Source organism: Methylovorus glucosotrophus (assembly GCF_009858335.1).
Taxonomy (GTDB): Bacteria; Pseudomonadota; Gammaproteobacteria; order Burkholderiales; family Methylophilaceae; genus Methylovorus; species Methylovorus glucosotrophus.
On record NZ_VMSE01000001.1, the window covers coordinates 2,081,009 to 2,102,355 of the forward strand.

Below are 21,347 nucleotides of genomic sequence, written 5' to 3' on the forward strand. Positions count from 1 at the left end.
GCCTCTAATCCCCGAGGAGGTCCGCCTTTTTTCTTCCCCCGCTGCCTGGAAACAGGCAATAAAAAACGCCCTCACGGGCGTTTTTTATTGGATCGAATCAACACCAATCAGGCTGCTGATTATTCCTTGCCGATCTGGTAGATCTCGCTGTGCGATTCCACGATCTTGCCGGAAGTGGCATCAACCTCAACCTTGATTTCCTTGCCATCCTTACCCACGATGTCGAACTCGTAAGTGGCAGCGCCGTCTTCTTCGATTTCGTATTCGACTTCGGTGATTTCACCTGGATGAGCTTCCAATGCCGTCTTGCGTGCATCGGCTTCGCTGACCTTCATCTTGGCTTTGAACAGTGGGTCTTCAGCAGACTTCACTTCTTGCTCGATTTCAGTCACTTTGCCGCTCAGCGCGTTGCACTCCACATCCCAAGCCTTGCCATCAGCGGCTTCAATGTCGAACTCATAAACTGGAACCTTTTTCTCCAGCTTCATTTCCACTTTTACCACGGTACCAGGCTTGGCCTTGGTTGCAGCAACCAGGCACTTTTCCAGGCTAACCTTGGTCTTGGGGATCACCAGATCGGCAGCAACCGCGCTATTAGCAGCAAATGCCAGAGCGATCAGTGCAGCACCAACAGATAATTTTTTCATAGTAACAACTCCATAGTGATTAAAAAAACAAGTCAGCAAAAATTTGCAAGCAAAACCAATGCCGACAAGAGCTTACAGCCAGATTATGGCATTTATTGTAGTTATTGAAATGTGACGCTTGTGCGGGAAAAATGAAGCTTCCCGCCAAGCTTAAACAGCGACAGGTGCCTTGATGGGCGGATATGGATCGTAATTCTGCAAACTGAAATCTTCGTAGCGGAATGCGAAAATATCACGCACGTCTGGGTTGATTTGCATGGTGGGCAAGCTGCGGGGCGTGCGCGACAACTGCTCTTTGACCTGCTCCATATGGTTAAGATAAATGTGCGCATCGCCCAATGTATGCACAAAATCGCCCAGTTTAAGCCCACACACCTGCGCCACCATCATGGTCAGCAAGGCGTAGGAAGCGATGTTGAACGGCACGCCAAGGAAGATATCCGCACTGCGCTGATACAGCTGGCAGCTGAGCTTGCCATCCGCCACATAAAACTGGAAGAAGGCATGGCAAGGCGGCAACTTCATCTGGTCGACATCGCCCACATTCCACGCGGACACGATCAGTCGACGCGAATCCGGATTGCGCTTGATGGCGTCCACCACCTGGGTAATCTGATCGATATGGCTGCCATCCGGTTTGGGCCAGTTGCGCCATTGATAACCATACACCGGGCCCAGATTGCCCTCGGCATCGGCCCATTCGTCCCAGATGGTGACGCCGTTTTCCTTGAGATAGGCAATATTGGTACTGCCTTGCAGGAACCACAGCAACTCGTGGATGATGGATTTCAGATGCACCTTTTTGGTGGTGAGCAGCGGAAAACCAGCCGCCAGATCAAACCGCATCTGGTAACCAAATACGGACAGAGTGCCGGTGCCGGTTCTGTCTTCTTTCTTGTGGCCATGCTCAAGCACATGGCGCATCAGATCATGATAGGTTTGCATAAAGTGACGGCTTTCCGCGTAAATCCAGCCTAATCGGCGGTGTGGTCGACAATGAATTGCTTGATGGCCTGCACATCGGCATCCATCACTTCAAAGCGCTGCGGCAGATCTTCCAGGCCTTGCAGGCTGTCCGGGCGTTCCGGCTTGTGGCCCAGGGCTTCCTGAATCGCATCTTCAAACTTGACCGGCAAGGCCGTTTCCAGCACCAGCATGGGGGTGGCAGGGTCGCGCACTTGCAACGCGACTTTCAGACCATCAGCGGTGTGGGTATCAATGGTGACACCATACTTGGCCTGCGTCTCGCGTATCGTCTGCATGCGGGCTGCATGGTTGCTGCTGCCCGAGACAAAGCCGTAATCGGCCACCTGGGCAAACAGGCCGTCTTCATTCAGATCAAAGGCACCGCCCTGATCTACCTTGCTCCACAGGGCACGCACCTTGGCGGCATCGCGCCCGGTCAGATCAAACACAAAGCGCTCAAAGTTGGAGGCCTTGCTGATGTCCATGGAAGGACTGGAGGTGTGGTAGGTATTGGCCGAGCTACGCGGACGGTACACGCCAGTCTTGAAGAACTCGTCCAGCACATCGTTTTCATTGGTGGCGACCACCAGTTTATCGATAGGCAGGCCCATCATGCGCGCCACATGGCCAGCACACACGTTGCCAAAATTGCCGGAAGGCACGGCAAAGCTGACTTTTTCCGTGTCGCTGTGGGTCACGGCAAAGTAGCCCTTGAAGTAATACACCACCTGCGCCGCGACGCGTGCCCAGTTGATGGAATTCACCGCGCCTATCTTGTTCCTGGCCTTGAACGCGGCGTCATTGGACACGGCCTTGACGATATCCTGCGCGTCATCAAACACGCCGTTGACGGCGATATTGAAAATGTTCTCATCCTGCAGGCTGAACATCTGGGCGGTCTGGAAGCGACTCATTTTCTTGTGCGGCGACAACATGAACACCTTGACGCCTTTTTTGCCGCGCATGGCGTACTCAGCCGCGGAGCCGGTGTCGCCGGAGGTGGCACCCAGAATATTGGTGGTCTCACCTTTTTTCGCCAGCACATATTCAAACAGATTGCCCAGCAACTGCATGGCCATATCCTTGAAGGCCAAGGTCGGGCCGTTGGACAGGGACAGCAGATAGAGATTGTCTTCCAGCTTCAGCGTCGGGGTAATGTCCTCGGCATTTTGCTCAGGCCGCGCATAGGCATACACATCCGCACGGTAGGTCTTGTCGACAATCGCGCGCAGATCCGCTGGCGGAATATCATCCGCCAGCAGCGAGAGAATGCTGAATGCCAGATCGCGGTAATTCATCCCGCGCAGGCGTGTCAGGTCCGCATCGCTCAGCTGTGGATATTGCTCGGGCAAGTACAGGCCGCCGTCCGGCGCCAGACCACCCAGCAGGATTTCGGTAAACGAGAGTGCAGGCGACTGCCCGCGGGTACTGATGTACTTCATTATCGGCCCAGTTCTTCCATACGCAATTTGGTGATCTTGCCGGCAATGGCAGGCAAGGCTTCAATCGCAGCAATCGCGCTATCCATGTTTTTCTCGACGGTCACATGGGTGAGAATGATGATATCGGCTTGATCCTCGCCCTCTTCCGGCTCTTTCTGGATCATGGCATCAATCGAAATATCGCGGTCACCCAGGATGCGGGTCACTTCAGCCAGCACGCCAGGCTTGTCCATGGCACGCAGGCGCAGGTAGTAGGCGCTGCTGATGTCGCTGATCGGCAATACCGGCAGGTCCTGCAGCTGCTCATCCTGGAAAGCGAGATAAGGCACGCGCTGGTCAACGGCTGCATCCATCATGCGCGCCACATCCACCAGATCAGCCACCACGGCACTGGCGGTAGGCTCGGCACCGGCACCGGCGCCGTAATACAAGGTGGGGCCCACTGCATCGCCCTTCACCACCACGGCGTTCATGGCGCCATTCACATTGGCGATCAGGCGCTTTTCCGGAATCAGGGTCGGGTGCACGCGCAACTCCACCCCGGCTTCACTGCGTTTGGTAATGCCCAGCAGCTTGATGCGATAACCGAGTTCCTCGGCATACTTGATATCAACCGCATCCAAGCGGGTAATACCTTCAGTATAGGCTTTATCAAACTGCGGATTCGTACCGAAACCAATGGCAGACAGAATCGCCAGCTTGTGGGCAGCATCAATGCCTTCGACGTCGAAGGTAGGGTCGGCTTCGGCATAGCCCAGGCGTTGCGCTTCTTTCAGCACATCGGCAAAGGTCAGACCTTTTTCACGCATTTCGGAAAGAATGAAGTTGGTGGTGCCATTAATAATGCCGGCAATCCACTCAATGCGGTTGGCACTCAGGCCCTCACGCAGCGCCTTGATGATGGGGATGCCACCAGCCACCGCCGCCTCAAAGGCCACGATCACGCCTTTGGCGCGCGCGGCCGCAAAAATCTCTTTGCCGTGCAAGGCAATCAGCGCCTTGTTGGCAGTGACCACGTGCTTGCCATTCGCAATCGCCTGCAACACCAGTTCGCGGGCAATGGTATAGCCACCAATCAGTTCCACCACCACATCAATGGCAGGGTCACTCACCACGGCAAACGCGTCATCGGTGACGTCCGCCTTGCCTTGGGTCACTTGACGAGCCAGTTCCAGATTGCGGTCAGCCACGCGGGTAATGCGAATGTCACGGCCGGAACGCCGTGCAATTTCATCATGGTTACGGGTCAGCACAGTGTAAGTGCCGCCGCCCACCGTACCAATACCCAACAAGCCTACATTGATTGATTTCATATTCACGCTGATCTTTTTAAAGTAAACAATGGCAACTACTCGCGGCCATATCAAGCCGCGGCAGATGGCGCGTTATGCGCTGATTTTGTCTGTGCCGTGCTTCTTGCGGTAGCCTTCGAGGAAGCGGGCAATACGCTTGATCGCTTCGGTCAGGTCATCCACATTGGGCAGGAACACCACGCGGAAATGATCCGGTTTTTTCCAGTTGAACCCACTGCCCTGCACCAGCAGGACTTTTTCTTCCAGCAACAGGTCAAGAATGAACTGCTGGTCATCCTTGATAGGATAAATCTTGGGGTCCAGCCGCGGGAACAGGTACATGGCGGCCGCTGGCTTTTCACAGGTGACGCCAGGAATCGCCGTCAGCAACTCATACGCCAGGTCCCGCTGCTTGCAGAGCCGCCCGCCCGGGGCCACCAGATCATTGATGCTCTGATAGCCGCCCAGCGCGGTCTGGATGGCCAATTGCCCCGGCACGTTGGCACAGAGGCGCATGGAGGCCAGCATGTTCAGGCCTTCAATATAATCACCGGCATGCCGTTTTTCACCGGACACCACCAGCCAGCCAGCACGGTAGCCGCAGGTACGGTAATTCTTGGACAAGCCGTTGAAGGTCACAAACAGCACATCATCGGCCAGTGAGGCGATGGAGGTGTGCGTGTTGCCGTCATACAGCACCTTGTCGTAAATCTCGTCAGCAAAAATCACCAGGCCGTGATGGCGGGCAATCTCGATAATGCCTTCCAGCGTTTCACGCGGATACAGCGCACCAGTCGGGTTGTTCGGGTTGATGATGACAATGCCGCGCGTGTTGGCGGTGATCTTGGACTCAATATCCTTGAGATCAGGCAACCAGCCGGTGTTTTCATCGCACAGGTAGTGACGGGCCGTTCCGCCAGCCAGGGTGACTGCCGCTGTCCACAATGGATAGTCGGGCATGGGCACCAGTACCTGGTCGCCATTATTAAGCAGTGCCTGCATTGCCATGACGATGAGCTCGGACACGCCATTGCCTATGATGATGTCATCGATGGTCACACCCGCAATATTCTTCTGCTGGGTGTAGTGCATGATGGCTTTGCGGGCGGCAAACAGGCCCTTGGAATCGGTGTAACCGGACGCCTGATCCATATTGTGGATCACGTCCTGCAGAATCTCTTCGGGTGCTTCAAAACCAAACGGCGCAGGGTTGCCGATATTCAGCTTGATGATGCGGTGGCCGTCTTCTTCCATTTCGCGCGCGCGCGCCAATACCGGGCCGCGAATGTCGTAGCACACGTTATTGAGTTTGGAAGACTTGAGTAATGGATCCACGGCGGAAAACCTGACGAAAAAAATGTGTTATCTTACATTGTCATAGCCTTATCAGGCAATTTAAAGCCAGGACTGACAACCAATGAAACTGCATTTAACCCAGGCGGCTGGCAACCAGCTGATTACCGGACATGCGCCCGAGTGGGTAGAGGTGAATGCCCAGCGCTATCACGGCAGCCTGCTGGTGCTCCCCAACCTGCTGGTGACCGATTGGCAGGTAGCAGATTTTGATGCGCTCACCGCAGCGGATTTTGAACGCATTGCCGAACTGGCACCCGAGGTGGTATTGCTGGGCACTGGCGACAAGCACCGGTTTATCCATCCCCGTCTCACGGCGTCACTCACTGCACGCGGCATCCCGGTGGAATGCATGACCACGGCCGCCGCCTGTCGCACTTACAACATCCTCATGGCAGAAGACCGTCACGTCGCCGCTGCCCTGCTGGTCAACCCGGCAGCCAGCTGACTGAACGACTGAATCTTTGTCAGCGCAGCTTGGCTGCGCTTTCATTTTGCTTGGAATTTATCCGGCCGCGCACCCTCCGAACTTCAGAGGCACACAGCCGGGAAGAAGTTACAGACCGCGACGCGAGAATGTCAGCGTGGCGTTGGTGCCGCCAAAACCAAAGCTGTTGGACAGTGCGGTCTGGATATTGGCGTTATCAATACGCTGGCGCACGATGTTCAGGCCTTCGGCAGCCGGGTCCAGCGTTTCAATATTGGCGGAAGCCGCAATGAAATTGTTTTCCATCATCAGCAGCGTGTAGATCGCTTCATTCACACCCGCAGCGCCCAGCGCATGACCAGACAATGACTTGGTGGAAGCAATGGCGGTATTGCTATCGCCAAACACGGCGCGAATGGCTTCCAGTTCCTTCAGATCACCCACAGGTGTGCTGGTACCGTGGGTATTGATGTAATCCACACCACCTTCCACGCCCTGCAGCGCCAGACGCATGCAGCGCTCTGCACCTTCACCGCTTGGGGCCACCATGTCGTAACCATCGGAAGTGGCACCATAACCGACCACTTCGGCATAAATCTTGGCACCGCGTGCCTTGGCATGCTCATACTCTTCCAGCACCACGATACCGCCGCCGCCAGAGATGACGAAACCATCGCGATTGGCATCATAGGTACGCGATGCCTTTTCAGGGGTGTCGTTGTACTTGCTGGAAAGTGCGCCCATGCCATCGAACATGAAAGACAGCGTCCAGTGCTCTTCCTCACCACCGCCGGCAAACACGATATCCTGCTTGCCCAGCTGAATCTGCTCCAGCCCGGCGCCTATGCAATGCGCGCTGGTGGCACAGGCGGAGCTGATGGCGTAATTGATACCCTTGATCTCGGCACCGGTTGCCAGGCAGGCGGAAACACCGCTCGCCATGGCCTTGGTCACCATGTATGGGCCTACACGACGCACGCCCTTTTCACGCAGGGTATCAATGCCGTTCATGATGCTCTCATGCGAAGCACCGCCCTGGCCCACGATCAGGCCAGTACGAATGTTGGACACCAGCTCCTTGGGCAGGCCAGCATCGGCAATCGCCTCCTGCATGGCCAGCCAGGCATAGGCGTGACCTTTGGCCATGAAGCGCATCAGCTTGCGATCAATCAATTCTTCCACGTTCAGGTTTTTGATTGACCCGGCGACGTGCGAACGCAAGCCCTGGTCAGCATATTCCTGCTGAAAGGTAATACCGGAACGGCCTGCATGCAGGCTGTCCAGCACTTCGGATTTGTTGTTGCCTAGGCTGGAGACGATCCCCATGCCAGTTACTACTACACGACGCATCTCGTGATTCCTCACATTATTGAGTTCAACTTGCCAGATGAACCTTTGAGTCTAGGGTAACCGTGTGACAAAGTCGTTTTTGCGTATGTCATCATGAACATCGCCAACTGCATTGCACCCGATGATACCGTTACCCTGCTTTGCTCTGTTAATTTAAAACCTTGCTTAGAAATTGTCGGTGCGGGTAAACAGGCCCACACGCAGATCTTGCGCATTGTAGATTTCACGCCCATCAATTTCCATATGGGCATCGGCAATCCCCATAACCAGCTTGCGCATGATGACGCGTTTCAGATCAATGCGATAGGTGACGAGTTTGGCGGTAGGCAATACCTGGCCGGTGAATTTCACCTCGCCAGCGCCCAGCGCACGGCCACGGCCTGCGCCACCCATCCAGCCCAGATAGAAGCCCACCAGTTGCCACATGGCATCCAGACCCAGGCAGCCAGGCATGACAGGATCACCTTCAAAGTGGCAATTAAAAAACCAGAGATCAGGCTTGATATCCAGTTCGGCCACAATTTGGCCATGACCATATTTGCCGCCATCTTCGGTAATCGACACAATGCGATCGAACATCAGCATGGGGGGCAAGGGAAGCTGCGCATTGCCAGCGCCGAACATTTCGCCTCGGCCACAGGCCAGAAGCTCTTCAAAAGTGAAACTGTTTTGTTTTTGCATGTAATTCTGCTTGTAGGATGCTGATCGGTAAAAAACAGTATTTTCGCCGGAAACGCTTCGAAACGAAAGCCCTTTGAAAATAAACTATATTTTGCAAGGGGTATACCGATCGGTTTACACCCACCGGGAATCTGGCTAAGATGCCGTAACATTTTTTTACATTCACCCTTATCTACCATCAGGATCAAGTCAATGAGTGACCGTCTTTTAGCTGACTGGCAAGCACATGCGTTAAACCTGGAATCCGAAATCAATAAAGTCGTCGTCGGCCAGGAATCGCCGGTGCGGCTGATTACCACCGCCATTTTTGCGCGTGGGCACGTATTGCTTGAAGGCGATGTTGGCGTGGGCAAAACCACCCTGCTGCGTGCCTTTACCCGCGGCATTGGCGGCGGCTACCAGCGTATTGAAGGCACGATAGACCTGATGCCCAACGATCTGGTGTACCACACCTATCTGGGCGAAGATGGCCGCCCGCATGTCAGCCCGGGCCCATTGCTGTCCGAAGGTGAAAACCTGGCCGTGTTCTTCTTCAACGAAATCAACCGTGCCCGCCCGCAAGTGCACTCGCTGCTGCTGCGCGTCATGGCCGAGCGCACCCTGTCCGCCTTCAACAAGGAACACCAGTTCCCGCACATGCTGGTATTCGCTGACCGCAACCAGGTGGAAAAAGAAGAAACCTTTGAAATCCCGTCCGCCGCCCGCGATCGCTTCATGATGGAAATTCCTATCATCGTCCCCAGCGATGCCGATGTGATGGAATCGCTGATGTTTGATACGCGCTTCCACAATGTGGATGCACTGGTAGAACGCGTTCCCGCAGGTATTCTGCAGTTTGATCAATTGAATGAATTTGCGGCCCTGGTGCAGGACAAGGTGCAAGCCAGCCCTGCCCTGCGCCGCTATGCCCTCAATCTGTGGCTGGCCACCAAGACCCCTGGCCAATATGGCATACAGATCAGTGGCGTCGACATCAACCGCCTGGTCATCGCAGGCGCCAGCCCACGCGGCATGGCGATGATGTTGCGCGCTGCGCGTGTCAATGCCTGGCTCAATGGGCGCGATGCCGTGCTACCGGAAGACATACATGCCGTGTTCCACGAAACAGTGGCGCACCGTCTGGTATTTAGCCCGGTTTATGAAATGCGCCGTACCGAGATTGCGCGTGAATTGCTGTCCGGCATTGTCAATGCCATCAGCGTTCCTTGATTTGACAGGTGCTGAAACCTCGCATGGCCCTGACCTTCATGCTGAACACCGGCGACACGCCAGGAATTAAGGCCGTTGATTTTACGGAATAGTTGACCGCACATGACCCACGCACTTGCCAAGGAATTCACTTACCAGATCGGCTGGCGCTCCCGTGGCCGCCACGCTGGCCGCCACGCCAGCGTACAGCGCGGGCTGGGCATGGACTTCGTCGGCCACGCACCGCTGATTTCCTATCCCGACCCGCGTCGTATCGACCTGCGCCTGACGCTGCGCGACCCTGCCGAGCAGGTGTTTGTGCGCATTTTCAACCAGCGCAGCGCCACCCCCATTTACGTGGTGTGCGATCTGTCAGGCTCCATGGGCTTCAACGGCGAGCACCACAAGCTGCAGATTGCCGCGGAGATTACCGCCTCGGCGGCGTATTCAGCCTCACGCGTCAACGACCCATTCACCTTTATCGGCTTTGATCAGCAGGTGCGTGAGGACTGGATGTCACACCCCAGCACCCGCCTGCAAGGTGCATATCAGATGGCCGAACGCCTGCGCGATTACCAGCCGCCGCAAGTCGGGGGCGATGGTCTGGCGCAGGTCGTGCCCTACCTCTCCCGCGAGCGGGCGCTGATTTTCCTGGTATCCGACTTTCACATGCCCTTGAATGTGCTTGAAGAAGCCTTGGTCGGCATGCAACGCCATCACGTGGTACCCATGGTGCTGTGGGATGCGGCGGAATATCGCAAGCTGCCGGAGTTTGGCGTAACGCACATTACCGATAGTGAAACCGGCGAGCGCCGCACAGTGTTTTTGCGCGGCGACATGCATGCACGCATACAGGCGGCCTTTGCCGAACGCCGCGCCGCCCTAAGCGCGCTATTCATGCGTTACGACCTGCCCCCATTTTTCATGGAAGACGGCTTCAAGCCCGACGCCTTAACCGAGTATTTTTACCAGTTTGTGGCTGCTTAATGATGATCAACTCCCGGATACTCTCCCTGATATTGGTAGTGCTCAGCGTGCACGGCATCCCCGCCGCACTTGCCGATAGCCAACCCAACCCGCAAGTGCTGGTCACTGAGATCAACCCGGCGCGTGATGTCGGCTACCATGTGGGCGATATCCTGCATCGCACCATCATCCTGAAAGCGCCCGCCAGCTACAAATTGCTGGACACTTCACTGCCGCTCAAGGGCACGGAGAAAAAATACCGCGGACAGAATCAGGGCGTGGAAGTGCGCTCGGTGGATATCAGCGAAAAACAGCAAGGCGCCTTCAATATTTACACGCTCAAGCTGCAATACCAGGTGTTTACCAACAACGTGGTGGTTAAGCCCAGCCAACTGCCGGCGGAATACGTCAAGTTTGGTGGCGAAGGCCGCGTATTTCAGGTGCGGATTCCTTACTGGAGCTTCCGCATTTCCCCGCTGGCGGTATATGGCTCGGTAAAGATCGAAAACGACATGAGCCAGTTGCGCGGCCCCTTGCTACTGGATGACAGCCAGCAAAAACTGGCGCTGTGGATTGCACTCGGCACGCTGGCACTCTCACTGCTAGGGCTGCTTTATATTCTGGGCAACCGCCGCTGGCTGCCGCGCATGGGGGGTGAATTCGCGCGCGCTTATCGCGACATCAAGAAAATCCGCAAACAGAACCTGGGCCTGCAGACGGGCATGACGCGCATGCACCATGCCCTGAACCAGAGTAGCGACGGTAGCGTATTCAGCGCAGATGACATCATTGCCCGCAAACCAGGCTTTGCCAGCATGCGCGATGAGCTGAACCAGTTCTTCCGCCTGTCGCGTAGCGTATTTTTTGATGCCACGGCCAAGCACCAGGTGCAGGGTGACCCCGAACAATGGCTGCAACAATTTTGCCGCCACTGCCGCGATTGCGAACGAGGGCTGAACAAGTGAATTTCGTCACACCCTGGGTCCTGCTGTTGTTACCGCTGGCACTGGTGCCACTGCTGCTGGATCGCCAGCACAGCAAGAGTTACTCATGGATGCAGCTGATCCCGCGCGATGGCTTGTCCGACCTGCTGGGGCTGTTGCTCAAGATACTGGCGGCGCTGGCGCTCATGTTCATTATCCTGGGCGTTGCCGGACCGGCCACGCCCTCGCAGCCTATTGAACGCACCGGCGTTGGCGCGCAGCTGGTACTGATCATAGACCGCAGTGCCAGTATGGATGACCCCTTTTCCGGCGCGATTGCCAGCGGGCGTGCCGGTGAATCCAAAGCCGCCGCCGCCGAACGCCTGATCACCCGCTTCGTCAATGAGCGCAAGAACGATATGTTTGGCATGGTGACCTTCAGCAACTCCGCCATGCATGTGTTGCCGCTAACAGAGAGCAAGGAAGCGATTCTGGCGGCCATCCGCGCGGCTGGCGGCTCGGCGCTGTTCCAGACCAATATCGGCAGCGGCCTGACAACTGGCCTTGCCCAGTTCGACAAGACGCCGGACTCGGGTTCCCGCGCCATTATCCTGCTGTCGGATGGCGGCGGTCGCATAGGCGCAGCCACGCAAGAGAAAATCCGCGACTGGCTGGACCGCATGCACGTGACGCTGTACTGGATCGTGCTGCGCCAGCCGGGCTCCATCAGTATTTTTGATGAGACCTACAAAACCCCGGATGACCGGCCACCACCACCGGCGATTGAGCTCAACGATTATTTCAAGACCCTGCGCTCGGGCTACCAGCCCTATGAAGCGGAAGATCCGCAATCGCTGGCAGCCGCGATTCAGGATATCAATCGCAAAGAGAAAAAACCGATCAAGTACATTGAAGAGATTCCTGGCAAGGATTATGCGCCGTGGTGCTACAGCATCGCCGCCGTTCTGATTGCCTTGCTGCTTGCCGTTAAATTCATTGAGGTCCGAACATGGCATTAAGTGCTAAAAAATGGACGCTGACCCTCAGCGTCATTGCCATCGCCAGCGCCGCTGTTGCTGCCGGCGAAGCCTACCGCATCCAGCAGATCAAGGCATTCAACGCTGCCATCAGCAAGGGTGATCCCCCGCAAACTGACAAACAGTCTTACGAAGCCAAGTTTGCCGTGGCCTATTGGCAGGCCAAAAATGGCAAGCTGCAGGAAGCCACGCTCTTGTTCAGCCAGCTCAATGACCAGGGCACGGATACGCAACGCTCGGCGGTGCAATTCAATATGGGCAATATCTTCTTCCTGCGCGGACTCGCCATCAACGGCACCAACATGACCGTGCGCGACCAGACCGAGTATCTGCTAACGCAGGCAAAAACCGCCTACCAGCAATCCCTGCGGCTGGATAACCACTTCTGGGATGCCCGCCACAATCTGGATCGCGTGCTGACCATGTTGCCCGCTCACCCGACCCCGGGCGTGGGTGATTCTGATTCGCCGGGTCTGATCATGGGCAATATTCCGGTCGGGCTGCCTTGATCATGTGGCGCACTGAGCTGCTTAAACGTTTTGGGCATTACCTGTGGCACCGCCGCGATGCCGCCATGCTGGCGACCGCGTTTGTGCTGGTGCTGGCAGCGGCATTCAAACCTACCGTGCCCATCCCCCGAAATATCTACAGCTATGTGTTTGTGGTGGATATCAGCCAGAGCATGAACGTCAAGGGCATGTACTGGCATGGCAAGGAAGTCTCGCGCCTGGATTACACCAAGAGCATGCTGCACGACATTATCGGGCGCTTGCCCTGCGGCAGCCGGGTCAGCATCTCGCTGTTTGCGGGGGTCAGTGTGGCCGCGCTTTACACGCCGATTGAGGTCTGCGCCAACTACTCGGCGATTCAGGACACCATCGACCATATGGAATGGCGCATGGCCTGGTCTGGCAACAGCCGCCTGCGCGACAGTACCGAGTCATTGAGCCGCTTGTTGCGTGCCATGCCGGAAGCTTCGCAAGTGGTGTTTTTTACCGATGGTGAAGAAGCACCCAAGCTGCATGCCTTCAACACGCGCGACCTGAGCACCTTTCAAGGCGGTGGCTGGCTGATGGTGGGCATAGGCAGCATGGACCCGCACCCCATTCCCAAGATGGATGAGTCCAACAAGGTCATTGGCTACTGGTCTGCTGAAAACTTCACCATGCAACCCGGTATCGCCCAGATTTCGCAGCAGAACTTTGGTAATCGCGACGACAACGTCGCACCTTCAGAAAACGACCGTTACGCATCCCGGCTGGATGAGGAATACCTGATGCAACTGTCGAAAGAAATCCATGCGACCTATGTGCGTGGCGATAGCCTGCAAGCGGTACGCAGCGCCATGAGCGAACTCAAGCCTTCCCGCCGTGATTTTTCGCCCATGCAGATCGACTGGATACTCGCTACCCTGGCAGGCATCGCCATCATCGGCGCTTATACCCCGCAACGGCTGGTGCATCTGTTCAAGCGCCTGCGGGCAGCCAGAGCCGAACGTCGTCAGCGCGCGGCCGGTTCAGCCGACGTGCGCTCATAAGCCCAGCGCAACTGCACGCGCAAGCGGCGCAAGGACTCCGCATCCGCGCTGTCGGCCAGCAGCACGAGGGCCTGCGGCCAACGCTGGTCAGCGCTGCGAAATCGAATCACCGTAAGCGCGCTGGTCACCATGGAGCCCGGTAATATCGTAATCGCCATGGCCTCCCCATCCTTGCGCCAGGCTTGCCAGCCGCTTTCCGCTGACCAGCGCAAGCCCACCCAAGCCTGCGGAACAGAGCGCCAGGCATGGCGGCGCAGATGCCATACGCTGGCCACCACGATAGCGACGCCGCCCGCCAGCTTCACCCACCATACCAGAGGAACAACCAGTAACATAAGCACTGCGCTGGCACTCGCCACCATGAGGATGGCCGCGAGCCGGGGCGATGGACGAAGGTCGACTTGCAGGGGCTTCACGCTATAATGTCCCATTCGATTATTGATGGCTTACTATCATGACGCAATGGCAAGAATTCTTACAGTCCCGCGGCGCCTCCATTGTCGATGGTCGCCTCCTTGATTTCGGTGCCCCCGCCAAAGAGCTGGCCGCCGCCCAACACGATCATGTCATGGCCGATCTCTCTCATCTGGGTTTGCTGCAGGTAGATGGCGAAGATGCCATTACCTTCCTGCAAGGCCAGCTGACCAATGACATCAACCTGCTGAACGGCAGCAACAGCCACTATGCAGGTTATTGCACCGCCAAAGGCCGCCTGCTGGCCCTGTTTCTCGCCTTTGCCCATCAGGGCCACATTCACCTGCAACTGAATGGCAGCCTGCTGGAGCCCATACTCAAACGTCTGAAAATGTATGTGCTGCGTTCCAAGGTGGTGATTCAGGATGTGTCAGCCACTATCGTGCGCATCGGCGTAGCAGGCAGCAATAGCGAGGCAATTCTGGGGGCCATGTTTGAGTTTGTGCCTACAGAAGTTCACGGCATCAGCACGCAGGAGAATGCCACACTGATCCGCTTGCCTGGCACGCTGCCGCGCTTTGAGATTTTTACCTCGCAGGAAAACGCGCAAGAACTCTGGCAGGAACTGGAACAGCACTTTGACCCGGTCGGCCAGACCGGCTGGGACTGGCTGGAAATCGAAGCTGGCATTCCCGAGATATTCCCCGCCACGCAGGAAGCCTTTGTTCCCCAGATGGTGAATCTGGATGCGCTGGGCGGCATCAACTTCAAGAAAGGCTGCTACACCGGCCAGGAAATCGTCGCCCGCACCCATTATCTGGGCAAGGTAAAGCGCCGGTCGCTGATTGGCAGTCTGACAGCGACTGACCAGATACCCGCGCCAGGCGATGAGGTATTTATCGGCGAAGGCGAAGCCGTAGGCCAGATAGTTCGCAGCAGCGGCATTGCAGGCGCCGAAGGCCGGGTGCTGGTGGAACTGCGCCAGGAAGCCAGCGAGGGTAAAACCGTAAGCTGGCATCAACAAGCGATCACCTGGTTACCCATGCCCTACGCTTTTCCCCCAGACAGAAAATAAACCAACAAAAAAGCCCGCATTTAGCGGGCTTTTTTTATGCGAGACGACGCAGCATCAATACGCTAGCAAGCCAACTCAGCCATTCTTGAAGTTACTGAAAATCACCTGATTACGGCCCAGCGCCTTGGCCTGGTACATGGCGTAATCCGCCCGTTCCAGCACCTGCTCGATGCGTTCGCCATTCTGTACCATGGCTACGCCCAGGCTGGCGGTAAGGTGTATGGGCACATTCTTGTGGTCCACCGGACGCGTTTCCAGCGTCTCGCGGATTTTTTCTGCCAGCAGACGGGCATTCCGTTCGTTGCAATCCTTGAGCAGGATAAGGAACTCCTCCCCACCCCAGCGGCAGACAAAATCCACCGAGCGCAGGCAGGAGCGTATGATCAGCGCGACTTCGGTCAGCACCTGGTCGCCAGCAAAATGCCCGTGGCGATCATTGATCTGCTTGAAATGGTCGATATCCAGCAGGATCACCGCCAGGTCTTTGCCATAGCGTATGCGCTCCTGCATGATGACATCGATGATGATCTCAAAGGCCTTGCGATTGGGCAGGTGCGTCAGCGAGTCCGTAGTCGCCATGGTTTCAATCTGGGTTTGATACCGCTTGAGCGCAAGGTTGGTGAGATAGACCGCCAGGGCCGTCAACAGCAGGCAAATCCCAAGATTGATATACAAGGTATTGCGAATGACTTGCGTGGCTTCACTCTCGTTTTTTTCCACGATCAGATACCACTTGAGCTCGGGAATGTAGCGGGTATTGATCAGGCGATCACTGCCTTTGTAGCGGTATTCAAATGAGCCGGTCTCCTGCGAAGTAATCTGCGGCAACAGGGCGTGCAATTCAGGCAATTCGCGCACATGGCTGCCGGAGATATGCTGCTTGCTGCCGGAGAGCATCACAGTACCTTCGGAGGTGATGAAATACACCGAGCGGCGGAATTTCTCCTGGTAGCCGTCAATCAATCCTTTGACCGAATCCACCGTCAGGCCAACACCCACGGCGCCTATATAGTTTTTCGCATAATCGTAAACACGATAATTGACGAAAATCGTCAGCGCATCCTGATGCGCGAGGTCTTTGTCTACATTGATTTCATAAGGCTGATTGAGATCCCGCACCCGGAAATACCACACATCGCGGGGCTCGGTCTTCTGCACTTTTTTCAGAACGCCGTTGCCGTAATAGTACTGGCGGGTTTTTTCCGAGACGAAAAAGCTGATGAAAGTACCGTAGGTACTCTGGATTTCCTGCAGGTATTTGCTGATGGATTCGACACGCCGTTCGCCATCCAGCACCCAGTCGCGCAGGAAGGTATCGGAAGCCATCATGGAGGAAATGAAGACAGGCCGGACCAGATCGCGCTGAATCTCGGAATAGACATTGTCTGCCGTGAGTGGCAACTCGTTATCGCTGATGGCGCGGTGAATAGAGGCTTTGGACACGGAGTAGCTCATCAGCGAAATGCTGATACCGCCCATCGCCAGGACAAGCGTCAATAAAAAAATGAGCTTGTGTCTATTCATGATGAATTTACCCATGAAGTCGAACTCTTATTTTTGTGGTGCAGCGGGCGGTGCAGGCGGTGCAACGGGCGCTTTATCGATCACCTGATAAAACACTTCATCCTGCTTGATCATTCCCAGCTCACTGCGGGCGCGCTCTTCAATGGCAGCAAAGCCCTGTTTCAGATCACGCACTTCTGCGTCCAGTGTATCATTTCGCGCTTTTAACTGAGCGTTCTTGTCTTTCTGCTCGCTGATTTGCCGGTTCAAGTCCCACACCCGCAACCAGCTGCCTTTGCCCAGCCACAAGGGATACTGCAGCGTCGCAATCAGTATGACAAAAATAAGGGTTAAAAATCGCATGGATACGTTTTAAATAACAATGCGCAGTCTGCCAGGCAAACTGCGCATGTTGATTTAATCCGGCAAGTGCTTAGCGAGCCAGATGATAGAAGGCATCGATGCCAGCGTAGCTGGTTGCGTCGCCCAGCTCTTCTTCGATACGCAAGAGCTGGTTGTACTTGGCAATGCGCTCGGAACGGGACAGGGAGCCGGTCTTGATCTGCAAGGCATTGGTCGCTACCGAGATATCCGCAATCGTAGTGTCTTCGGTTTCACCGGAGCGATGCGAAATCACCGAGGTGTAACCCGCGCGCTTGGCCGTTTCAATGGTCTGGAAGGTTTCGGTCAGGGTACCGATCTGGTTGACCTTGATCAGCACGGAGTTGGCTACACCCTTCTGGATGCCTTCACGCAGGATCTTGGCGTTGGTGACGAAAAGATCATCGCCCACCAGCTGCACGTTTTTGCCCATGCGGTCAGTCAGCAGCTTCCAGCCATCCCAGTCATGCTCGGACATGCCGTCTTCAATGCTGATGATGGGGTATTTGTCGACCCAGGTTGCCAGATAGTCAGAGAACTGAGCAGAGGTCAGTTGCAGGCCTTCGGATTCCAGGTGATACATGCCATTCTTGTAGAACTCGGAGCTGGCGCAGTCCAGGCCCAGCAGAATGTCGCGGCCTGGCTCGTAGCCAGCAGCGGAAATGGCTTCCAGAATCAGCTGAATGGCAGATTCGTTGGATGGCAGGTCAGGCGCAAAGCCGCCTTCATCGCCCACGGTAGTGGCCAGACCCTTTTTGTGCAGGGTCTTCTTCAGAGCGTGGAATACTTCAGCGCCTGCACGCAGGGCTTCGCGGAAGCTGGGCAGGCCAGCTGGAATAATCATGAATTCTTGCATGTCGACGCTGTTTTCAGCGTGCGCGCCACCATTGATGATGTTCATCATGGGGGTAGGCAGTTGCATGAAACCGGAACCACCCAGGTAACGGTACAGTGGCAGGCCAGATTCTTCGGCAGCGGCACGCGCACAAGCCATGGAAACCGCGAGGATGGCATTGGCACCCAGACGGCTCTTGTTTTCCGTGCCGTCGAGATCAATCAGGGTGGTGTCGATAAAGCTTTGCTCTTCCACATCCAGGCCCACAATCGCTTCGGCGATTTCGGTATTCACGTTTTCAACGGCTTGCAGTACACCCTTGCCCAGGTAGCGACCCGTATCACCGTCACGCAGCTCGACGGCTTCCTTGGTGCCAGTAGAAGCACCGGAAGGCACGGCAGCACGGCCAATAATGCCGGACTCCAGCAACACATCCGCTTCTACCGTCGGGTTACCGCGGGAATCAATAATCTCGCGGGCAATGATGTCTACAATTGCGCTCATGCTTTTTCTTCCTTTATATAAAAACTTGAATGGTTCTGCCCCGGGGACAGGTACATGCGAATAAAAAAACGGTACTTAATAAACGGTATTTATGGGTATGACGTATGGATCTGTGGCACTGCCTGCGGACCTCTCCGCCGACAGGCTCCTGTTATAGCGTATGCTCGATAAAACCAGCTTTTTTAACCACGCGATCCAGTTCCACCAGCACCTGCAGCAAGTCTTTCATCTTGGGCAAAGGCCAGGCATTCGGGCCATCTGACAGCGCCTTGCTGGGGTCAGGATGGGTCTCCATGAACAGACCGGCAATGCCGCTGGCCACAGCCGCACGGGCCAGGACCGGCACAAACTCACGCTGGCCTCCACTCTTGTCGCCCTGACCACCGGGCTGCTGCACCGAGTGGGTGGCATCAAACACCACCGGACATTGTGTCTCGCGCATGATAGCAAGTCCGCGCATATCCGACACCAGGGTGTTGTACCCAAACGAAGCACCGCGCTCGCAAACCATGATGGTATCGGCGCCGCCATTGGCTTCCTTGGCTTTTTGCACCACCTGTTTCATGTCGCCTGGCGCCAGGAACTGGCCTTTCTTGATATTCACCGGCTTGCCGCAGGTAGCGACGGCGGTAATGAAATCGGTCTGGCGGCACAGAAATGCGGGCGTTTGCAATACATCGACTACAGCCGCCACATGCGGCACCTGCTCTTCGGTATGCACATCGGTCAGGATAGGCACGCCGATCTGCGCACGCACATCGTCCAGAATACGCAGGCCCTCTTCCATGCCAAAGCCGCGAAAGGTCTTGGTGGAGCTGCGATTAGCCTTGTCGTAAGAAGACTTGTAGATGAAGGGAATACCGATGGCAGCGGCGATTTCCTTCAACTGCCCGGCAGTATCAATCGCCATTTGCTTGGACTCAATGACACATGGGCCAGCGATCAGAAAAATCGGATGCTCGATACCAACATCAAAACCACATAATTTCATACTTTTACGCCTTTAATAATTGCCCATGCTCACCAGGCAGATCACCCATCAAGCTATCTGCGACGGAAAACTCAGGGGAGACAGGTTCCCCTTTCAAACCAGCCTATTTGTTTTTTCTGGCTAATGCCGCCTGCACATAAGCCTTGAACAGCGGATGCCCGGTACGCGGATTGGAAGTGAATTCCGGGTGGAACTGACACGCCACGAACCAGGGGTGCACATCCTGCGGCAACTCGATCATTTCACAGAGATTTTCTGTGGGGGTGCGCGCCGAAATCACCAGGCCTGCCGCCTGCAATTGTTCAACATAATGATTGTTGACTTCATAGCGATGGCGATGGCGTTCGTTGACTTCGCTGCCATAAATAGCAGCCGCCATGGTGCCCGGCTCGATAGGACACTTCTGCGCACCCAGGCGCATGGTGCCGCCCAGGTCGGAGTCTTCGCTGCGCACTTCCACATTGCCGCTGGCATCTTTCCACTCGGTGATCAGACCCACCAGTGGATGTGGACCATCCGGATTAAATTCGGTGCTATTGGCATCGGCAAGACCTGCCACATCACGGGCAAATTCAATCACCGCCAGCTGCATGCCAAGGCAGATGCCCAGATAAGGCACTTTGTTTTCACGGGCATAGCGGATAGCGGCAATCTTGCCTTCGGTGCCGCGCTTGCCAAAGCCACCGGGAACCAGAATGGCGTCCATGGCCTTCAATGCGCCAGTGCCGTTTTTCTCGATATCTTCGGAATCGATGTAGTGGATCTTGACCTTGGATTCGGTATGAATCCCCGCGTGTATCAGGGCTTCGGTCAGCGATTTATAGGATTCCGTCAGGTCTACATATTTGCCTACGAAGGCAATATTGACTTCATAACGTGGGTTTGCCAGCGCATGCACGATCTTGTTCCAGCTGGAAAGATCGGCAGCACGTGCCAGGATATTCAGTTTGTGACAGACGATTTCATCCAGCATCTGGTCATGCAACAGGCCAGGAATCTGATAGATGGAGCTGGCATCAATTGCGGAAATAACCGCTTCCGGTGGCACATTGGTGAAAAGCGCGATCTTGCGGCGCTCATCATCAGGAATAGTACGGTCAGCCCGGCACAACAGGATATCGGGCTGAATACCGATTTCACGCAACTCTTTTACCGAGTGCTGGGTAGGCTTGGTCTTGAGCTCACCGGCGGTGGGAATCCAGGGCAGGAGCGTCAGGTGGATATAACAGGCGTTGGACTTGCCTTCTTCTATCCCCATCTGGCGAATCGCCTCCAGGAATGGCAGGGACTCGATATCGCCTACCGTGCCGCCCACTTCAACGATGGCGACATCGGCACCTTCGGCGCCACGCTTGATGTGGGCCTTGATCTCGTCAGTGATATGCGGAATGACTTGTACCGTTTTGCCAAGATATTCGCCGCGACGTTCTTTCTTGATCACGGTTTCGTAAATCTGGCCAGTGGTGAAATTATTGCGTTTGGCCATGCGGGCGCTGATAAAGCGCTCATAGTGGCCGAGGTCGAGGTCGGTTTCAGCGCCGTCGTCGGTGACAAACACTTCACCGTGCTGAAACGGGCTCATGGTGCCCGGATCGACGTTAATGTAGGGATCTAGCTTGAGCATGGTAACTTTGATACCACGCGATTCGAGAATTGCGCCTAAGCTTGCGGCTGCAATGCCTTTACCAAGTGAGGAAACAACCCCGCCGGTAACGAATACGTATTTGGTCATGTGATGGAGCTTTTCGGACATTGCGGACGGAAGCGTATTTTACTGGAAACGGCCATTCGCCACAAATGACAATTGGCCCTATCGACCGCCTCTGTGCGTCCAG

General features: G+C 55.7%; 21 protein-coding genes. 8 read left to right on the plus strand and 13 right to left on the minus strand.

What is annotated here, in order from left to right; all coding sequences use genetic code 11:
* Window positions 1–119: 119 nt before the first annotated feature.
* The 5 genes from FNL37_RS09800 to FNL37_RS09820 all read right to left on the minus strand — a co-directional run bounded on the left by FNL37_RS09800 (window position 120) and on the right by FNL37_RS09820 (window position 5,682).
* Window positions 120–647 (minus strand): PepSY domain-containing protein, encoded by a 528-nt coding sequence (locus FNL37_RS09800; RefSeq protein WP_013441707.1) that lies wholly within the window; start codon window positions 645–647, stop codon window positions 120–122.
* A gap of 150 nt (window positions 648–797) precedes the next feature.
* Window positions 798–1,592 (minus strand): thymidylate synthase, encoded by a 795-nt coding sequence (locus tag FNL37_RS09805; RefSeq protein WP_159355996.1) that lies wholly within the window; start codon window positions 1,590–1,592, stop codon window positions 798–800.
* A gap of 29 nt (window positions 1,593–1,621) precedes the next feature.
* Window positions 1,622–3,055, minus strand: coding sequence for a threonine synthase (gene thrC / locus FNL37_RS09810; RefSeq protein WP_159355997.1), 1,434 nt, complete (start codon window positions 3,053–3,055; stop codon window positions 1,622–1,624).
* Window positions 3,055–4,368, minus strand: coding sequence for a homoserine dehydrogenase (locus FNL37_RS09815; protein WP_159355998.1), 1,314 nt, complete (start codon window positions 4,366–4,368; stop codon window positions 3,055–3,057). The genes thrC and FNL37_RS09815 overlap by 1 nt, the downstream gene beginning before the upstream one ends.
* 72 nt (window positions 4,369–4,440) lie before the next feature.
* Window positions 4,441–5,682 carry a pyridoxal phosphate-dependent aminotransferase gene (locus tag FNL37_RS09820; protein ID WP_013441703.1) on the minus strand — a complete coding sequence of 414 codons (1,242 nt, stop codon included), beginning with the start codon at window positions 5,680–5,682 and terminating at the stop codon, window positions 4,441–4,443.
* An 82-nt stretch (window positions 5,683–5,764) separates the two neighbouring features.
* On the opposite strand from FNL37_RS09820, the gene FNL37_RS09825 reads away from it, so the two are divergent.
* A complete protein-coding gene (locus FNL37_RS09825; protein ID WP_159355999.1) occupies window positions 5,765–6,148 on the plus strand; it encodes an Mth938-like domain-containing protein in 384 nt (127 codons plus the stop codon).
* A gap of 108 nt (window positions 6,149–6,256) precedes the next feature.
* Here FNL37_RS09825 and fabB read toward each other — a convergent pair whose 3' ends face one another.
* Both fabB and fabA read right to left on the minus strand, forming a co-directional pair.
* Complete coding sequence (gene fabB / locus FNL37_RS09830; RefSeq protein ID WP_013441701.1) at window positions 6,257–7,477, minus strand: beta-ketoacyl-ACP synthase I; 1,221 nt, start codon at window positions 7,475–7,477, stop codon at window positions 6,257–6,259.
* A gap of 165 nt (window positions 7,478–7,642) precedes the next feature.
* Window positions 7,643–8,158 carry a 3-hydroxyacyl-[acyl-carrier-protein] dehydratase FabA gene (fabA, locus tag FNL37_RS09835; protein ID WP_013441700.1) on the minus strand — a complete coding sequence of 172 codons (516 nt, stop codon included), beginning with the start codon at window positions 8,156–8,158 and terminating at the stop codon, window positions 7,643–7,645.
* Window positions 8,159–8,350: 192 nt separating this feature from the next.
* Between fabA and FNL37_RS09840 the strand changes: the two genes are divergently transcribed.
* The 6 genes from FNL37_RS09840 (at window position 8,351) to FNL37_RS09865 (ending at window position 13,809) form a co-directional block, all read left to right on the plus strand.
* On the plus strand, window positions 8,351–9,367 hold the full coding sequence (locus FNL37_RS09840) for an AAA family ATPase (protein WP_159356000.1): 1,017 nt from the start codon (window positions 8,351–8,353) through the stop codon (window positions 9,365–9,367).
* 102 nt (window positions 9,368–9,469) lie between these two features.
* Entirely contained in the window at window positions 9,470–10,333 is an 864-nt protein-coding gene (locus FNL37_RS09845) for a DUF58 domain-containing protein (RefSeq protein ID WP_159356001.1), read from the plus strand.
* Complete coding sequence (locus tag FNL37_RS09850) at window positions 10,333–11,277, plus strand: hypothetical protein (protein ID WP_159356002.1); 945 nt, start codon at window positions 10,333–10,335, stop codon at window positions 11,275–11,277. Before FNL37_RS09845 ends, FNL37_RS09850 begins: the two co-directional genes overlap by 1 nt.
* Entirely contained in the window at window positions 11,274–12,254 is a 981-nt protein-coding gene (locus tag FNL37_RS09855) for a vWA domain-containing protein (protein WP_015829671.1), read from the plus strand. Before FNL37_RS09850 ends, FNL37_RS09855 begins: the two co-directional genes overlap by 4 nt.
* Window positions 12,245–12,781: a hypothetical protein gene (locus FNL37_RS09860; protein WP_159356003.1), complete on the plus strand. Its 537-nt coding sequence runs from the start codon at window positions 12,245–12,247 to the stop codon at window positions 12,779–12,781. The genes FNL37_RS09855 and FNL37_RS09860 overlap by 10 nt, the downstream gene beginning before the upstream one ends.
* A gap of 2 nt (window positions 12,782–12,783) precedes the next feature.
* Complete coding sequence (locus FNL37_RS09865; protein ID WP_013441694.1) at window positions 12,784–13,809, plus strand: VWA domain-containing protein; 1,026 nt, start codon at window positions 12,784–12,786, stop codon at window positions 13,807–13,809.
* Here FNL37_RS09865 and FNL37_RS09870 read toward each other — a convergent pair.
* Window positions 13,773–14,225, minus strand: coding sequence for a protein YgfX (locus FNL37_RS09870; RefSeq protein ID WP_244948260.1), 453 nt, complete (start codon window positions 14,223–14,225; stop codon window positions 13,773–13,775). The two genes, FNL37_RS09865 and FNL37_RS09870, sit on opposite strands and share 37 nt — an antisense overlap.
* Before the next feature lie 38 nt (window positions 14,226–14,263).
* On the opposite strand from FNL37_RS09870, the gene ygfZ reads away from it, so the two are divergent.
* A complete protein-coding gene (ygfZ, locus tag FNL37_RS09875; RefSeq protein WP_159356004.1) occupies window positions 14,264–15,298 on the plus strand; it encodes a CAF17-like 4Fe-4S cluster assembly/insertion protein YgfZ in 1,035 nt (344 codons plus the stop codon).
* A gap of 75 nt (window positions 15,299–15,373) precedes the next feature.
* On the opposite strand, the gene FNL37_RS09880 is transcribed toward ygfZ, so the two are convergent.
* The 5 genes from FNL37_RS09880 to FNL37_RS09900 all read right to left on the minus strand — a co-directional run bounded on the left by FNL37_RS09880 (window position 15,374) and on the right by FNL37_RS09900 (window position 21,244).
* The gene (locus FNL37_RS09880) at window positions 15,374–16,822 is read right to left on the minus strand and encodes a sensor domain-containing diguanylate cyclase (protein ID WP_244948261.1); all 1,449 of its coding nucleotides are present in this window, start codon (window positions 16,820–16,822) and stop codon (window positions 15,374–15,376) included.
* 27 nt (window positions 16,823–16,849) lie between these two features.
* On the minus strand, window positions 16,850–17,164 hold the full coding sequence (ftsB, locus tag FNL37_RS09885) for a cell division protein FtsB (protein WP_159356006.1): 315 nt from the start codon (window positions 17,162–17,164) through the stop codon (window positions 16,850–16,852).
* 70 nt (window positions 17,165–17,234) lie between these two features.
* Window positions 17,235–18,521, minus strand: a complete 1,287-nt coding sequence (eno, locus tag FNL37_RS09890) for a phosphopyruvate hydratase (RefSeq protein ID WP_013441689.1) — start codon at window positions 18,519–18,521, stop codon at window positions 17,235–17,237.
* A gap of 151 nt (window positions 18,522–18,672) precedes the next feature.
* Window positions 18,673–19,512 (minus strand): 3-deoxy-8-phosphooctulonate synthase, encoded by an 840-nt coding sequence (gene kdsA, locus FNL37_RS09895; RefSeq protein WP_013441688.1) that lies wholly within the window; start codon window positions 19,510–19,512, stop codon window positions 18,673–18,675.
* A gap of 103 nt (window positions 19,513–19,615) precedes the next feature.
* Window positions 19,616–21,244, minus strand: a complete 1,629-nt coding sequence (locus tag FNL37_RS09900) for a CTP synthase (protein WP_015829664.1) — start codon at window positions 21,242–21,244, stop codon at window positions 19,616–19,618.
* Between the last annotated feature and the right edge of the window lie 103 nt (window positions 21,245–21,347).

What these genes read in the sequence shown, in the direction of transcription:
- FNL37_RS09800 (WP_013441707.1), bottom strand. Translation starts at nt 647, where the DNA reads ATGAAAAAATTATCTGTTGGTGCTGCACTGATCGCTCTGGCATTTGCT.
- FNL37_RS09805 (WP_159355996.1), bottom strand. Translation starts at nt 1,592, where the DNA reads ATGCAAACCTATCATGATCTGATGCGCCATGTGCTTGAGCATGGCCAC.
- thrC (WP_159355997.1), bottom strand. Translation starts at nt 3,055, where the DNA reads ATGAAGTACATCAGTACCCGCGGGCAGTCGCCTGCACTCTCGTTTACC.
- FNL37_RS09815 (WP_159355998.1), bottom strand. Translation starts at nt 4,368, where the DNA reads ATGAAATCAATCAATGTAGGCTTGTTGGGTATTGGTACGGTGGGCGGC.
- FNL37_RS09825 (WP_159355999.1), top strand. Translation starts at nt 5,765, where the DNA reads ATGAAACTGCATTTAACCCAGGCGGCTGGCAACCAGCTGATTACCGGA.
- fabB (WP_013441701.1), bottom strand. Translation starts at nt 7,477, where the DNA reads ATGCGTCGTGTAGTAGTAACTGGCATGGGGATCGTCTCCAGCCTAGGC.
- fabA (WP_013441700.1), bottom strand. Translation starts at nt 8,158, where the DNA reads ATGCAAAAACAAAACAGTTTCACTTTTGAAGAGCTTCTGGCCTGTGGC.
- FNL37_RS09840 (WP_159356000.1), top strand. Translation starts at nt 8,351, where the DNA reads ATGAGTGACCGTCTTTTAGCTGACTGGCAAGCACATGCGTTAAACCTG.
- FNL37_RS09845 (WP_159356001.1), top strand. Translation starts at nt 9,470, where the DNA reads ATGACCCACGCACTTGCCAAGGAATTCACTTACCAGATCGGCTGGCGC.
- FNL37_RS09850 (WP_159356002.1), top strand. Translation starts at nt 10,333, where the DNA reads ATGATGATCAACTCCCGGATACTCTCCCTGATATTGGTAGTGCTCAGC.
- FNL37_RS09860 (WP_159356003.1), top strand. Translation starts at nt 12,245, where the DNA reads ATGGCATTAAGTGCTAAAAAATGGACGCTGACCCTCAGCGTCATTGCC.
- FNL37_RS09865 (WP_013441694.1), top strand. Translation starts at nt 12,784, where the DNA reads ATGTGGCGCACTGAGCTGCTTAAACGTTTTGGGCATTACCTGTGGCAC.
- ygfZ (WP_159356004.1), top strand. Translation starts at nt 14,264, where the DNA reads ATGACGCAATGGCAAGAATTCTTACAGTCCCGCGGCGCCTCCATTGTC.
- FNL37_RS09880 (WP_244948261.1), bottom strand. Translation starts at nt 16,822, where the DNA reads ATGAATAGACACAAGCTCATTTTTTTATTGACGCTTGTCCTGGCGATG.
- ftsB (WP_159356006.1), bottom strand. Translation starts at nt 17,164, where the DNA reads ATGCGATTTTTAACCCTTATTTTTGTCATACTGATTGCGACGCTGCAG.
- eno (WP_013441689.1), bottom strand. Translation starts at nt 18,521, where the DNA reads ATGAGCGCAATTGTAGACATCATTGCCCGCGAGATTATTGATTCCCGC.
- kdsA (WP_013441688.1), bottom strand. Translation starts at nt 19,512, where the DNA reads ATGAAATTATGTGGTTTTGATGTTGGTATCGAGCATCCGATTTTTCTG.
- FNL37_RS09900 (WP_015829664.1), bottom strand. Translation starts at nt 21,244, where the DNA reads ATGACCAAATACGTATTCGTTACCGGCGGGGTTGTTTCCTCACTTGGT.